Raw genomic sequence first — 14537 nt, 5'->3', positions numbered from 1 at the left:
CAGCGCAAGCTATCGCTACCCCATCGCCGTTCCGCCGGGCCCGTTGGCGCCTCAGCTGAGCTTGGCCTACACCGCCGGAGGGCGCGGGGTGCTCGGACATGGCTGGGGGCTGCAGGGTCTGTCGGCGATCACGCGTTGTGGAGCAACGAAGGCCATCGACGGCGTCAGCGCCCTCGTGAGCAACGGCGCCAACGACAAGTTGTGCCTCGATGGACAACGGCTGATTCAGGTTGATGCTGCTGGTGTCGCGCTGGTGTTTCCGCAAACAAATGACGCGGCCTCGATGGCAGGTGGTGGTGTACGGGAGTTCCGGCTGGAGCAGGACCCGCATACGCGAGTGAGGGCTTACGGGGCCCATGGCTATGGGGGCCCTCTCTACTTCAAGGTGTGGTTCCGTTCGGGCCTGGTGCATGAGTACGGAAGCAGTCCTGGCGCTTTGAGTGATGGCAACACACTTGTCACTCGGGATGAGGGAAGTGGCCCCCCCGTCGTTTGGCCATTGGCTCGCGCGAGTGACGTGGACGGGAACTACGCCGACTTCTCCTATGAGCTGAGGTTTCTTGCGACCTGGGGATCGAACTCGTGGCCTGGCATCGAGTGGAGCGTCAAGCGCGTGCGCTATGGCGGCAATGCCCAGAGCGCGCCGACGAATAGCGTGGAGTTCATATACGAAGACAAATCCGATGCGACCGGGGATCGTTCCGAGGCCTACCAGGCCGGTAGAAACTTCGTCAGCATCCGCCGGCTTGCCAGCATCGCAAGCTATGTCAACTCGACGTTGAAAGTCCGCACGATCAAGCTGGGCTACGTGAATGCACCCACCACAGGTCGCAGCCTGCTGGAGTCGGTGACCGAGTGTGTGGGCACGGCCAATCCGCAGGCGAACTGTTCGCCGCCGACAAAGTTCGGCTATGCGCCCGGCGGCCTTGCGTTCGTTGACAAGCCGAGCGTCGGGCTGAATGACCAAGGGGTAAGCAACAGCTTGCGCAGTACGGTGCTCAAGGGTTACGTCATCACCGGCGATTTCAATGGGGATGGACGCACGGACATCCTGCGCTGGGGGGAGACGAACACACTGTTCCTCAGCTCGGGAAATGGCAATTTCAACAACGTCCCCGCTGGCACTTCGGCCGGTCAGTTCAATCTGGCCAATGAGGTGCTGCGTTTGGGATCGCCTTGCTTCCGTACCGTGGCGGCCGACTTCAACGGTGACGGACGCACCGACCTGCTGAGATCTGCAGTGCCTGCCGGCACCTACTACCAGAACAGCAGCCCCGTCACTTGTGCGGGCGGCACCCCCAGCTTGATCTACGTATCCAACGGCGATGGTTCGTTCACATCGACGCCACTGCGCGATGCTGCAACGCAGGCGACGTTGCCACTGCTTCATGCCAGTGGGCGCATTGAGAACGACGGCACGCTCTATCGCAACTACGGCAGCTATATCGCAGACGACTTTGATGGCGACGGCATCCTCGACATCCTGTCGATGGTTGCCGACAAGGCCGAGCCGCGTGGCGATCTGAACGGCCTTGGTCTTTGGTGCGTGACGGGCGCGGTAAATTGCGGCGTGACCTTGTGGTCTGGCAACGGGGATGGCTCGTTCCGGAAGTCGGTCCCTACGCTGTTTGCGCCGGGCGGTATCACGATGCCGAGCGGCTTTCCGTTCAACTCGTTGACAGGCTCCTGGGTGCCCTACGCCGGCGGCGCGCAGACTGTTCAAGTGCGTGATATCAACCAGGACGGCATGCCTGAGCTCGTGCTTTCGCCGCGTATGGCGCTCGTTGGCACCGATGGCAACGGTGAGTACGGCCGGGGCTATTGGACGCAAAAGAGCCAGCAAATTCTCGCGGGCGTGCAAGGCGGCCAATTCGCTCTTGGCAACTACACCGTCAGCGCGTGTCTGACCGATCCCATCTTTGCGGATGTCAATGGCGACGGGTTCGCCGATTCGCTCTGCCTCAACAGCACCCAGCGCACCATCGGTATGAGCAGCGGTAGCAGCAATGGCACCGTCGTTTCCCATGTGCTCAGCGACGTGCCTGCAAGCCACGTCTGGGCGCCACAGACGCTGGACATCGACGGCGACGGCCGCAGTGACCTCCTTCAGTTCCCGGCGCAAGGGGCACCGCGCGTCTACCGTTCGCTCGGTGAGCGCCACTTCACAGACCTTGGGACGATTGCGTCACTGCAGCACACAGGTTGGACCGGCGCGTCCGAATACATTCCCGGCAATTTCAGCGGCACCGGCGGGTTGGAGTTCCTGGTCGTAGACGATTTCCCGAGCCAGTTCCCGAACCAACTGTTCGTCAAGGTCAACCCGCTGTCGGCTGACCTGCTGGTTAAAGTGATCAGTGGGACCGGCCTCGTGACCGACATCAGCTACGAGATGTTGACCGCGAGCAACCGCTACGCGAGTGATGGTGGCGCAGCTCACGCGGCCGTGTTCCCTGCCGTGCGGGATGTGGTGTTTGCGCTGCCGGTGGTGACGCGACTGACGACCGATGCTGGCGTAGATGCGACCAAGGCCACAGTTGAGTTCGGCTACGCCGGGATGAAGGCAGAGGCCAACGGCCGAGGTTTCCTGGGATTCCGAGAGATCCGCCAGCAGGTGGACGCCCCGGATGGGGTGAGCAAGCTCACGAGCGTGAAGCAGCTGGTTCAAAAGCACCCGCACATCGGTTCGGTGGCGGTGTCGGAGACTTACCTGGGTGCGCTGAGCGCGATGAACGCGCCGCAGACGGGCACGCGGGTGAGCCGGGTGGAGAACATCTACTGCGACACGTACGCGGCGGCCGGTGCGGAGAACAGCGCCACCGTCACAGCGCCGTGCCCGGTGAGCGGCAAGCTCAGCCGGCCGTACCTGTTCAAGAGCGTGCAAAGCGGCGTGGACCTGGCCGGTTATGCCACGCCCACCACCACCACGACCCAGCGCTACAGCGGGGGCTACCTCTCCAGCGTGGTGGTGCAGACGCAAGGCAGCGGGCCGGCGGGGACGGAGAGCTTCAGCAAGCAAACCGACTACCAGTACTTCCCCGACGACATCCTCAACGACAACTGGAAGGTTGCTCGAGTCAAGAAGGCCACGACCACCAACGTCGTGCCCAACAGCTTGAGCGCCATCCCCACCACGGCGGGCAGCCAACCCAAGGCCAGCGCCACCACCGGCCAGTAGAAGCCCGGCGGTCCCGGAACAAGCAACAAACCAAGCCAGCCCGGGCAGGCCCGGGCTGAGACTGAAAGCAGGGAGTTCAGAGCATGCGCAACAAGACGCTGAAGCGCCAGGGATTCGCCACGAGCCGCGGGGCTCGCTGGCGGGCGGGACTGCTGGTCCCACTGGCCTCGCTCGGGGTGCTGGGCGGGCTGGCGCCGGCGAGTGCGCAAACCCCTGCCGACCCCTACAACTACAGCCGCAGCGTCGCCTACACCTACGACGCCGCGGACCGCGTGCTCACCGAGACCGTCGAGCCCGACAACCCGGCGCTGTGCGTGCGCACCACCTACGGCTACGACGCGTGGGGCAACAAGAACAGCACCACGGTGGCCAACTGCGCGGGCACCATTCCTGCGCGCCAGCAGTTCACAAGCCGCAACGCGGGCAGCAACTACGCGCCCGCCACCATGCCGGTGGCCACGATCAACGGTACGGCCATCACCCTGGCGCGGGGCCTGTTCCCCATCACCACCACCAACGCGCTGGGCCACACCGAGAACTTCGAGTACGACCCGCGCTTTGGGGCCGTCACCAAGCGCACCGACGCCAACGGCAAAGTCAGCAGCGTCACGCTGGACGACTTCGGGCGCAAGACCCGCGCGACCGCGGTAGACAACACCTCCACCATCTACCGCTACTGCTACATCGCGGGCCGCGTCAGCGACCTCACCAGCAACACCGCGGGCTGCGACAGCGGCGTGCCCGCGGAGGCGCCGGCGGATGCGGTGAGCTACGTGCACAGCGAGCCGCGCAACACGGCGGATGCCAAGATGGGCCCCTACGGGCGCGTCTACTTTGACCGCCTGGGCCGCGAGATCCGCAGCGTCACAGAAAGCTTTGACGGCACGGGCCAGCCCACGGGCCTGATCGCCAGCCTCATCGTCAAGGACACCGTCTACAGCGCCCAGGGCTCCAAGCTCATGGAGACCCAGCCCTACTTCCTGGCCAGCGGCTCCAGCACCGCCACGGGCACCCAGGACGTGGGCGTCACGCTCACCCGCTACGACGCGCTGGGCCGCCCCACGGCGCTGTTCACGGCCGACGCCAACGGCCTGAGCGGCAGCTACAGCTTCAGCCGCGACGGTGGCGCCGGCGTGAGCTATGCCAACTACGGCAGCCGCACCATCACCGCCACGCGCTACAACTACGCGGGCCTGAGCACCACCCTCATCAACGACAAGGGCCAGCAGCGCCTGGATGAGAGAAACGCCATCGGCCTGCTCGTGCGCGTGACCGACGAGGCTGGCGGCCAGTTGGCCCACCAGTACGACGCCTTCAACAACCTGCTGGCCAGCAAGGACGCGCTGCAAAACCTCACCACGCTGCAGTACGACCTGCGCGGGCGCAAGACCCAGCTCAACGACCCCGACAGCGGCATCTGGAAGTACGAGCACGACCCGCTGGGCCAGCTCGTCTGGCAGGAGAACCCCAACCAGCGCGCTGCCGCCACCGCCATCACCATGGCCTACGACAAGCTCGGCCGCATGACGAGCCGCAGCGAACCCGAAGGCACCGGCACCTGGACCTACGACACCGCGCTCAGCACCAAGCACGGCTGCTTCAAGGGCCTGCTGTGCGCCAGCAGCTACACCCGAGCCGGCACCGGTGACACCCGAACGAACCACAACGGCTACGACAGCGTCTACCGGGTCTTCAACAGCCTCACCACCGTCACCAACGGCCCCTCCATGGCCGGCTACAACACCTACGACGGCGCAACCGGCAGGCTGACCTACAAGACCTACCCCACCGGCGTGCAAGTCAACTACGACTACACCGCCCGCGGCTTCCTCAAGCAACTCAAGCTGGCCAACGCCGCCACCGTGAGCCCGCTGCCCGCCACCGCGGGCGGCACACCGGGCGCCAGCGTCAACCTCGCCGCCGGCAGCAGCCTGTGGCAGGCACAAATCGTCAACGCCTGGGGCCGCAGCGAGCAAAGCACGCTGGGCAACGGCGTCACCGGCCGCGCCGGCTACGAAGCCGCCACCGGCCGCACCGTGGCCCAAAGCGCCGGCCCCGGCGCCAGCAAGACCGTGCTGGACTACAACTACGCCTGGGACAGCCTCAACAACCTCGTCTACCGCGCAGACAACATCGGCGACCCCGTGGCCGGCGCCGTCACCGAGAACTTCGAGTACGGCGACGCCCTCGCGCGGCTGACCAAGTACACCGTCAACGCCCCCGGGGTGCCTGGCGGCAGCCGCACCGTCCACCTGCAATACAACGCGCTGGGCATGCTGCTCAGCAAGAGCGACGTCGGCATCTACACCTACCCGACGGCCGGCAGCGCGCGTCCCCACGCCCTGGCCACGCTCACCGCACTGGACAACAGCGTCACCACCTACGGCTACGACGACGCCGGCAACCTCACCAGTGCCAGCGACGGCAAGTACCGCAGCATCACCTACACCAGCTTCAACCTGCCCGACAGCCAGAACGGCATCACGGGCGCCCCAGGCGGCGCGCATGGCGGCACGGCCCAGCACACCTGGGTCTACGACGAGAACCGCGCCCGCATCAAGGAAGTGCGCACCATCACCGGCGGCACGCAGGCCGGCACAAGAACCCTGTGGTACCTGCACCCGGACAACGCAGGCGGCCTGGGCTTCGAGCACGAAGTCAACAGCCCCGTCACGCCGACCGCGGACAACCCCGCGCAAACCAGCAGCCGGCACTTCCTGAGCGTGGGCGGCCAAGCCATCGGCGTGCTCATCACGCACGGCAGCCTGCCCACGCTGACCGTGAACCAGCTACCGCCCAACCTGGCCAGCGCCACCATCAAGCGGCTGGAGTACTGGCACAAGGACCACCTGGGCAGCCTGGCCGCCACCACCGACCACGCCGGCGCCGTGACCCAGCGCTACGCCTACGACCCCTTCGGCAAGCGCCGCCAGGTCAACGGCAGCTACGACGCCTTCGGGGCCATCGTGATCGACTGGGGCGAGGCCACCAACGCCGGTACCAACCGCGGCTACACGGGCCACGAACACCTGGATGACGTCGGGCTCATCCACATGAACGGGCGGGTGTTTGATCCGCGGGTGGGGCTGTTCCTACAGCCCGACCAGAACATCCAAAATCCTGATGATCCACAAAATCGCAATAGATACTCATATTGCTTAAATAATCCGCTGACATGCACGGATCCCACGGGAATGGAGGGAACGTATACAAGTCCTGTAGTGCTTCCGTCGGTGTGCATTGGCAATGGATGTGGAGCAATTTACGACGCACAAGCCACGCATTATTCCAACGTGGCAAACACATACATTGAAGGAGCCGCCGGTCTGGCTCAGTATTCAAATCAGTATTTGAGCCAACTTAATACTTTGCAGTCGCAATTTAATGCGTGGTCGGCGGCAAGTTCCACTTCGCTGCATGCGTCTATTGCGGCATCCAATAATTCCATATTGCAGAATATGCAGGCTGGATTTTCGGCTGGCGCTGCGGATTTGCAATCTCAACTGGCCTATGCGACCGCTCTTAGTGGGATATTGGCGGCACAGAAGGCGCGAGACGAAGAGCAATTAAAGATCAATAAGGCCAAGGCGATCATTGATTCATTGGAGAAGACACGAGCGCAATATTTAAGCTGCGGCCAGGATGACAATGTATGCTGGAGCAGCAGCCTAGGGGCAATGAAAAGCCTCCAGCGGGAAATGCAAGACTCAGGGATCTCAATGGCTGACTCTGAGCGGGTTGCGTTAAATGCATTAATATCGCAGGTCAGCGTTCTGCTTGGGGATGCGCACTCGGCGTCTCAGTCTGGAGCGGCCGCACTAATTGGCGTCGGGCCGATTGTGGCGGGAAAATTACGAAATGCGCATTTGGCGGGACGTAATCATCCGCGTACTGGCGTCCCATTTGATCGCGATGGCTATCCTGATTTCTCTGGGTTTGCAGTAATTACTGTGCAAATTAAGCAGACTGGGTCTCGTGCAGGAGACTTTAGAGCTGCTAATGCAAAGGCAGGCTATACAACGACTCCAAAGGATTACAGTTGGCATCATCACCAGGACGGGGTCACAATGCAGTTGGTGCCTTCTGATATTCACGCAATAACCGGCCATCACGGTGGCTTCAACCCGGGCGCAGGCGGCGGCAGCGTTAAAACCCCTAGAGGACGAGGTCCTACTCCATGAAAATTCAGAATCAAGGCCCCGAAATTGATTTCGCCACTATTGATTCTCTTCAGCAATCATTGAAGGCAAAGCTTCCGGATGCGTATACCCTGTTTCTTTTACAAAACAATGGGGGCAGCCCAGAGCCAAACGTGATAGACATTCCGGGCATTTCCGATTCACCTACCGATGTCCAAGTGTTTTTTGGCTTGGGTAGCCCCACTTCATCTAGTGATCTATTGTGGAACATTTCATTGTATGAAAATAAGGTTGATGAGGGATATGTTCCAATTGGGCGGGATTCTGGAGGGAATTTGTTTCTTATTGATATTGGGCCTGGTCGGCCGGGCTCTATTTTCTATTGGGATGTAACGGGTGTAGGCGATTTCATTCGGGTTGCGGAAAATTTTGGGGATTTCTCAGAGAAGCTTCGAGCGTGGGTGTAGCTGGGTAGATTGGGGTGAGCCTGCGAACCCCAGCGTCCTACGCCGCAGAACTCGTTCGAATTCTGGTTCTGATATAGAGCTAAAGGTTGTGTTAATGGAGCTCACAGTCAAACGGATGTCCCGCTTATCGTTCGTAGCAGCAATCCTGACACTGGTCTATCAGCTGTGGGCGGCCGATGGCGCGCGCAGCGCAATTCAAACGTCCCAGAGCGCCGCGAGTGAGGTTGGCGCAGCGGTCGGTCAATCCGACCGAGGTTTCCAACCTATGACCGCCATGTCGCACGAACACTCATTCTTGTACGCCGACATCAAGGAGCTTGCATCGATTGCTGGCGTTTCGCTGTTGTCCTACGAGGCGGCGCGTCGCGACGAATCCATTCATCCTCCACTGCGTGCGCAGGGCATCGTTTTCCAGGTCGCATCAACCTACCCGAATCTCACACTCTTCCTGAGCAGTGTTCAGAAGGCTTATCCCCAGATGGCGCTACTGAGCGTCGTGATGGATCGCAAGGTTGCCGGTCTAGTTGGCGCTACGCAGCCCCAGAGCGCGTCGGCTGAGTTGTTGGTTTCCGTGCGGCTGCGTGCCTATGGGTTGGCTGAAGGCGGTCAAGTGGAGGGCGCTGCGGCAAGCGCAACTGCAACCGCTCCAGAAGTGGCTGGCCGGTGAACCTTCCTCGCACCAAGCCGGTATATCTGTGGGCATTGGGGATCACGGTGTTGCTTTCGATCTGGGCGCTGTTGTCTCCAGCGCCTGAGCCTCAGCCAGCCCTTGTCGATTTGCCGCAAGAGGCGCGATTGACGCCACGTGACGCCGCAACCACAAGGCGAACGGCCTTTGAGGCGTTGTCGCTTGATGCCGACGCTGCGCGAGTCACACCTTCTCAGGTCGACATTTTTGCGGATCGGCGCAGTCCACAGGCCACTGCCACGATCGCGGGGTCGACCATTTCGTCTACTGCACCAATCGAAGTTGTCGGACCATCGTTGCCCCCGCCTCCACCACCCTTGAATGTTCAGTTCGCGGGGCGTTTCCGGGCGCCGGAAGGGCGCCCTGTTGTGTACCTGCGCGACGGCGACCGCTTCTTGGTGGCTAAAGTGGGTGATGTGGTCTCCAGCGGCTACCAACTGACAGCCCTGCTCGGCGAGGGGAAACACCCACTGAAGCCCGACGACAATGCCAGCCGCATTGTGGCGCTGCGATTCTTTCACGCTCCTTCGCGCCATACCGAAACCCTGATGTTGCCGCCCGAAGTTGGGGCCCCTTGATCTACAACTGGCCCCGCCGTGCGTTTGCGTCTTTTCAACTCTTCGCCTCTGTACCAGCGCGCCCGCCAGCAGTGTTATCTGTTGCCGCTCACTCTTGCCCTAGCTCTGTTGCTATCTGGATGCGCAGCCGATCAGATGAACCGGCAAGCCCGGCAGCAGATGGCGGATGGTCGCTATGAAGAAGCGCTGCAGACCCTGACACAGGGGGTCAAACAACACCCCGACAACCTGGAGTTGCGCGGTGCCTGGCTGCGAGCCAAGAACGAGGCGTTGACCAAACTGATCACGGAAGCTGGCGCGGCACGAGCCCAAGGACAGGCGGAGGCTGCCGAGCAACTGCTGGTGCGGGCTTCGCAACTCGACCCTGACAACGCACGTGTCCGTGACTTGGCAACGGCGCTAGCCACCGAGAGGCGGCAGGATGCCGTCTTGGCCGAAGCTGATCAAAAGCTCGCCAAGGGGCAAGGCCACGCGGCTGCTCGCCTTGTGACAGAGGCGCTGAAGTCCGACCCACGCCATGCGGGCTTGGTGGCTTGGCAGCGGAAGTACGAACTAGGCCAACGCACGGCCCAGCTCGAAGCCGCACGCGGCAGCCTGGCTGAAGTTCGCCCGATCTCGCTGGACTTCCGGGACACGCCGCTCCGCACCGTGCTGGATGCGGTAACGCGGCACAGCGGCCTGAACTTTGTCTTTGACAAGGACATCCGCGCCGATCTGCGCGTGACGCTGTTCCTGAACAACGTGCGGGTGGAGGATGCGCTCGACCTCATCGTCAGCACCCACCAGATGGGCAAGAAGGTGCTGGACAGCCGGACCGTGCTGATCTACCCCAACACGCCGGACAAGCAACGGGAGTACCAGGAACTGGTGGTGCGCACTTTCTACCTTGCCAATGCGGATGTGCGCCAGGCCTCAGCGTTCATGAAGAGCATGCTGAAGGTCAGGGAGCCTTTCGTCGACGAGCGCAGCAACATGCTGGCATTGCGCGAGGCTCCCGAAACCATCCAGTTGGCCGAGCGTCTGCTGGCGTCGTTCGATGCCGCCGAGCCCGAGGTGACGCTGGAGCTGGAGGTGCTGGAGGTCAGCTCTACGCGGCTGACTGAGCTGGGCATCAAGTTCCCAGACACATTGGCGCTCACGCCTTTGAGCGCTGCAGGTGCGAGTGGCCTGACCGTATCCAGCCTGGAGAGCCTGAACCGCGATCGCATCGGCGTGTCGGTCTCGGGGCTGCTGCTGAACCTGAGGCGGCAGGTGGGCGACTTTGAAACCCTGGCCAGCCCGCGGGTGCGCATCAAGAACCGCGAGAAGGCCAAGGTGCTGGTGGGCAACAAGCTGCCGGTGGTGACAACGACGGCTGCGGCAACGGGCTTCGTGTCCGAGAACGTCAGCTATCTGGACGTGGGCCTGAAGCTGGATCTCGAGCCGATCATCAACGTCGAAGACGAAGTCACCATCAAGGTGGGGCTGGAGGTCAGTTCACTGCAGCAGCAGATCAAGACCAGCTCCGGCACGCTGGCCTACCAACTGGGTACGCGCAACGCCAGCACGGTGCTGCGCCTGCGTGATGGCGAAACTCAGGTCCTGGCTGGCCTGATCAGCAGGGAAGAGACGTCCAACGCCAGTCGAGTGCCTGGCCTGGGCGACCTGCCCGTGGTGGGGCGGCTGTTTTCCAGCCAGTTGAACAATGGCACGCGAACCGAGCTGGTGCTGGGCATCACGCCGCGGATCGTGCGCAATGTGCGCAGGCCCGACATCAGCGAAAGTGAGATGTGGGTGGGCACCGAAACCTACGGGCGGCTGCGCGCGGTGGGCGGGCGTGCCATCAGCGTCGCAGAGTCCGATGCCGAGAAACCCAAGGGGTCTCCAACGCCTGAGGCCCGGGCCGATGCCGCGCCTGCCGACGCCCCCGCTGTACCAGGGCGCCTTGCGGCCGTGACGGGAGGAGAATTGAGCTTGGGTTGGCGCAATCCACCTCGGGTGAAGGTGGGCGATGTGTTTGAGGTCGACCTGGTGGGGCAGTTCCCCAACCCCGTGCGCGGGCTCAACATGTCCATGCGCTTCGATCCCAAGCAGGTCGAGTTGATTGACATCCAGCAAGGCGGGTTCTGGGCGCAGGCAGGCGGCGAGGTGAGCTTCAGCCGCGCCGTCGATGCAGCGAACAACCAGCTGCAGTTCGGCATCATTCGCAAGCAGGCGCAGGGCGTCGAGGGTGAAGGCGAGGTGGTCAGGCTGCGTCTGAAGGCCCTTCGCGAAGGCAAGATCGATTGGCCCATCGTTCAGGTGGCGCCATTGGCTGCGGGGCCCAAGGTGCCGCAGGTCAAGCAAGGCCCCGCGCTCAAGCTTGAGGTACTCAAATGATTGCCTCTCGGCCAAGCTCAGAGGCGGGCTTCACTCTCATCGAGATGATGGTGGTGTGCGCGATGCTGTCTGTGCTGGCGTTCGCGGCGCTGCCAATGGCTGAGGTGGCGACCGCACGCTGGAAGGAGCGAGAGCTGCGCGCGGCCCTCCTTGAGATTCGTGCCGGCCTCGATGCCTACAAGCGCGCTTTCGACGAGATGAACCCGGTTCGCCAACCCGGTGTGTCGGGATACCCGCCCAGCCTTGACGCGCTGGAGCAGGGATTGCTGGATTCACGAGATGGCGGTGCACCGAGGCAGATCCGCTTCCTGCGGCAACTGCCTCGAGATCCCTTTGCGCCTGAAGGGCTGACGGCGCAGCAGAGCTGGGCGCTTCGGGCCTACGACTCCCCTGCACACGCACCCCGAGCAGGCGCGGATGTGTACGACGTGCACTCCAAGTCAGAGCGCGTCGGCACGAATGGCATCCCGCTGAAGCACTGGTGACCATGGTGGCAGGTACAGCGACTTCTCGCGCTGGCTTCAGCTTGATTGAGCTGCTGGTGGTGCTGGCTGCGATAGCGCTGCTCCTGGGCATCGTGGCGCCGCGCTATGTGAGCCATGTGGATCGCGCTCGCGAAGCGGCGCTGCGTAGCAACCTGGCAGCGCTGCGGGATGCCATCGACAAATTCCATGCGGATCGCGACAGCTACCCTGACAAGCTGGCTGACCTGGTCGAGGCCCGGTACCTGCGGGCCGTCCCCGTCGACCCGGTGACGGAGCGCGACGACACATGGCGCCTCAGCCCGCCGCGCGGCCAGGCCAAGGGGATTGGTGACGTGCGCAGCGGCGCGGCAGGTGCAGGACCTGATGGGCGGCCCTATGCAGACTGGTAGGCGTGCGCAGGGCGGCTACATGCTGATCGCCGCATTGGTGCTGCTGGCGGCGATGGCCGCGAGCGCGTCGGTCGTGGCTGCGCGCTGGGCGGACGAGGCTCAGCGTGAACGTGAGCAGGAATTGCTGCGCATCGGCAACGAGATCGCCGGCGCACTGGCTGCGTACGCCAAGGACTCCGCAGGAAGCACCTACAGCCGTCCTCGTGAACTGGAGGCGTTGCTTGAAGACCGACGGGCTTTCGGGATCAAGCGCTATCTGCGTCGCATCGAACCGGACCCCATGACGGGGCAACCGGCATGGGGCGTGATCCGCGCCGAAGATGGCGGCATTGCCGGCGTGTTCTCGCACGGGGAGAAGCGTCCCTTCCTGCGCGTACCGCGCGCGCTCAGCCATGTCGATCTGCCGGTCGTAGATCGGTACGCCGATTGGAAGTTCACGCCGCGCCAAGTCACCAAATCATGAGTCCAATGCCTCGCTCTCCTGTTCACCGCAACCTTGGCTTCACGCTGCTGGAGCTGTTAATCGTGCTGCTGATCATCGGCCTACTGACCGGCATCGTCGGGCCACGCTTCATGTCCCAGATGAACCGCTCTGAAACGACAACGGCACAAGCGCAGATCGATGCGCTGGGCAAGGCGGTTCAGGCCTACCGGATTGACATGGGCCGATATCCAGACAACGCCGTCGGGCTGAAGGCCCTGGTTCAACCGCCCTCCGACCCGCGTTGGCGCGGCCCCTATCTGAACAGCGTCACCAACGGCGAGATTCCCCGCGACCCCTGGGGCTCACCTTATGTCTACCGCTCCCCAGGCGTGCAGGGCAGGGATTTCGACATCCTGAGCTACGGCCGCGACCGTGCGATGGGCGGCGGCGGCGAAGACGCCGACGTCCGCAACTGAGCGCGCCTGTGTTCTTCCTCGCCCGTGTTCTGGATCCTGTGAGCCGTGAGGTCTCGACGCAGCGCGTCGAGGCCCGGGATGCCGTTCAGGCAGAAAGCGTGATCGCAGCTGCCGGGCACCGCGTGCTTGACCTGAAGCCAGCACCCGCCATGCGCTCGTGGTTGAAGGCAGGCTTGGGGCGAAGTGTGGAGCGGGAGGTTGTCCTGTTCTGCCGAGAACTCAGCTCCTTGCTGAAGGCGGGGCTTTCAGTGGTCGAGGCTCTTGAAGCCTTGGAAGCCAATCAGCAGCGCCAGGGCAGCGACAAGAGTGCGGCGACGGGGGGCAGCTTCTATTCAGCGTTGCTTCGGCATCTGCGCGATGGCAAGTCGCTTTCAACGGCCTTGGCTGAGATGCCTGGTGTCCCACCTCTTCTGGTCGCGTCCGTGCAGGCTAGCGAGCGCACCAGCAATCTGGTGTCCGCGCTGGATTCCTATCTCCGCTACGCGGATCTGACGGCCCGACTTCGCTCGCGGATCGTGAGTGCGGCGCTCTACCCCAGCATCGTGATAGCGCTGGGCATCGTCATCACCCTGTTCCTGTTGTCCGTCGTGGTGCCGAGGTTTGCGGCGCTCTACGCGCAGATGGGCCCGGCAGCGGGTGGAACGACACGTTTGCTGCTGGGGCTGAGCACGCTGCTCAAAGACCATCCGTGGCTGTTGCCTCTGGTCGGGCTGCTGCTGCTCGGGGGCGTTGCGGGGCTCATCGTGAACGGTCGTTGGAAGCGGGTGCTCGCCTGGGTGATTGATGCGGTGCCATGGCTGCGTCACCAAGCATTGCAGCTGGAGTTGACTCGCCTGTATGAAGCGCTGGCCATGCTCAGCCGCGGAGGCTTCAGCCTCCATGAGTCCCTGGATCTGTGCAAGACCATCGCCTCAGGGACATCACAGCGTGAGCGCCTGGGTCAGGCTCAGCACTTGATTGCTCAAGGGGTTTCAGTGTCCCGCGCCTTTGCAGCATCATCAATCACCAACGCCGTGACGGAGCGGCTCCTGCGCGCAGGAGAACGAGGGGGAGATTTCGGCGCCGTGCTGCACGCGGTCAGCCAACGGCATGCGGAGTCCTTCGAGACCTTTGTCGACCGCGCAACACGGGTCGTCGAGCCTCTGCTATTGCTTGTTGTCGCTGTGCTGGTAGGTGGCCTGGTCGTGACGCTGTACATGCCCATCTTCGACATCGCGTCATCCATTCGCTGAGCCGATCACACGTCATGATTTCGCCCCTGACGTGAATCGACCCGGGTTCAGTAGACATCTTCGAGCCTCAAACTGAGGCCCAATCGGAGGTGCCATGCAGAGCAAGCAACCCTACCCAGAAGAATT

At 62.9% G+C, this 14537-nt stretch carries 11 protein-coding genes; all 11 read left to right on the top strand.

Annotated elements, in window-relative coordinates:
- Positions 1-61: 61 nt before the first annotated feature.
- The 11 genes from J2X21_RS22760 (at position 62) to J2X21_RS22710 (ending at position 14411) form a co-directional block, all read left to right on the top strand.
- The gene (locus tag J2X21_RS22760; protein WP_310332412.1) at positions 62-3175 is read left to right on the top strand and encodes an FG-GAP-like repeat-containing protein; all 3114 of its coding nucleotides are present in this window, start codon (positions 62-64) and stop codon (positions 3173-3175) included.
- An 83-nt stretch (positions 3176-3258) separates the two neighbouring features.
- Positions 3259-7356, top strand: coding sequence for an RHS repeat-associated core domain-containing protein (locus J2X21_RS22755; protein ID WP_310332411.1), 4098 nt, complete (start codon positions 3259-3261; stop codon positions 7354-7356).
- The gene (locus tag J2X21_RS22750) at positions 7353-7781 is read left to right on the top strand and encodes an SMI1/KNR4 family protein (RefSeq protein ID WP_310332410.1); all 429 of its coding nucleotides are present in this window, start codon (positions 7353-7355) and stop codon (positions 7779-7781) included. The genes J2X21_RS22755 and J2X21_RS22750 overlap by 4 nt, the downstream gene beginning before the upstream one ends.
- A 94-nt stretch (positions 7782-7875) precedes the next feature.
- Positions 7876-8448, top strand: coding sequence for a hypothetical protein (locus tag J2X21_RS22745; RefSeq protein ID WP_310332409.1), 573 nt, complete (start codon positions 7876-7878; stop codon positions 8446-8448).
- Between the two features lie 338 nt (positions 8449-8786).
- Positions 8787-9047 (top strand): hypothetical protein, encoded by a 261-nt coding sequence (locus tag J2X21_RS22740; protein ID WP_310332408.1) that lies wholly within the window; start codon positions 8787-8789, stop codon positions 9045-9047.
- 135 nt (positions 9048-9182) lie between these two features.
- The gene (locus J2X21_RS22735) at positions 9183-11405 is read left to right on the top strand and encodes a cohesin domain-containing protein (protein WP_310332407.1); all 2223 of its coding nucleotides are present in this window, start codon (positions 9183-9185) and stop codon (positions 11403-11405) included.
- Positions 11402-11890 carry a type II secretion system protein gene (locus J2X21_RS22730; protein ID WP_310332406.1) on the top strand — a complete coding sequence of 163 codons (489 nt, stop codon included), beginning with the start codon at positions 11402-11404 and terminating at the stop codon, positions 11888-11890. The genes J2X21_RS22735 and J2X21_RS22730 overlap by 4 nt, the downstream gene beginning before the upstream one ends.
- Before the next feature lie 2 nt (positions 11891-11892).
- On the top strand, positions 11893-12279 hold the full coding sequence (locus J2X21_RS22725; protein ID WP_310332405.1) for a type II secretion system protein: 387 nt from the start codon (positions 11893-11895) through the stop codon (positions 12277-12279).
- 19 nt (positions 12280-12298) lie between these two features.
- Positions 12299-12742, top strand: coding sequence for a type II secretion system protein (locus J2X21_RS22720; RefSeq protein WP_310332404.1), 444 nt, complete (start codon positions 12299-12301; stop codon positions 12740-12742).
- A gap of 5 nt (positions 12743-12747) precedes the next feature.
- On the top strand, positions 12748-13179 hold the full coding sequence (gene gspG, locus J2X21_RS22715) for a type II secretion system major pseudopilin GspG (RefSeq protein ID WP_310332403.1): 432 nt from the start codon (positions 12748-12750) through the stop codon (positions 13177-13179).
- An 8-nt stretch (positions 13180-13187) separates the two neighbouring features.
- The gene (locus tag J2X21_RS22710; protein ID WP_310332402.1) at positions 13188-14411 is read left to right on the top strand and encodes a type II secretion system F family protein; all 1224 of its coding nucleotides are present in this window, start codon (positions 13188-13190) and stop codon (positions 14409-14411) included.
- The last annotated feature ends 126 nt before the right edge of the window (positions 14412-14537 follow it).

It is taken from the genome of Roseateles asaccharophilus (assembly GCF_031458115.1).
Lineage (GTDB): Bacteria > Pseudomonadota > Gammaproteobacteria > Burkholderiales > Burkholderiaceae_C > Pelomonas > Pelomonas asaccharophilus_A.
This window is presented reverse-complemented; position numbering and strand designations above follow the sequence as displayed.

Bases quoted from the DNA above. Each gene is read 5' to 3' on its own strand.
- J2X21_RS22750 (WP_310332410.1), top strand. From the start codon at position 7,353: ATGAAAATTCAGAATCAAGGCCCCGAAATTGATTTCGCCACTATTGAT.
- J2X21_RS22725 (WP_310332405.1), top strand. From the start codon at position 11,893: ATGGTGGCAGGTACAGCGACTTCTCGCGCTGGCTTCAGCTTGATTGAG.
- J2X21_RS22745 (WP_310332409.1), top strand. From the start codon at position 7,876: ATGGAGCTCACAGTCAAACGGATGTCCCGCTTATCGTTCGTAGCAGCA.
- J2X21_RS22755 (WP_310332411.1), top strand. From the start codon at position 3,259: ATGCGCAACAAGACGCTGAAGCGCCAGGGATTCGCCACGAGCCGCGGG.
- J2X21_RS22720 (WP_310332404.1), top strand. From the start codon at position 12,299: ATGCTGATCGCCGCATTGGTGCTGCTGGCGGCGATGGCCGCGAGCGCG.
- J2X21_RS22735 (WP_310332407.1), top strand. From the start codon at position 9,183: ATGAACCGGCAAGCCCGGCAGCAGATGGCGGATGGTCGCTATGAAGAA.
- gspG (WP_310332403.1), top strand. From the start codon at position 12,748: ATGCCTCGCTCTCCTGTTCACCGCAACCTTGGCTTCACGCTGCTGGAG.
- J2X21_RS22730 (WP_310332406.1), top strand. From the start codon at position 11,402: ATGATTGCCTCTCGGCCAAGCTCAGAGGCGGGCTTCACTCTCATCGAG.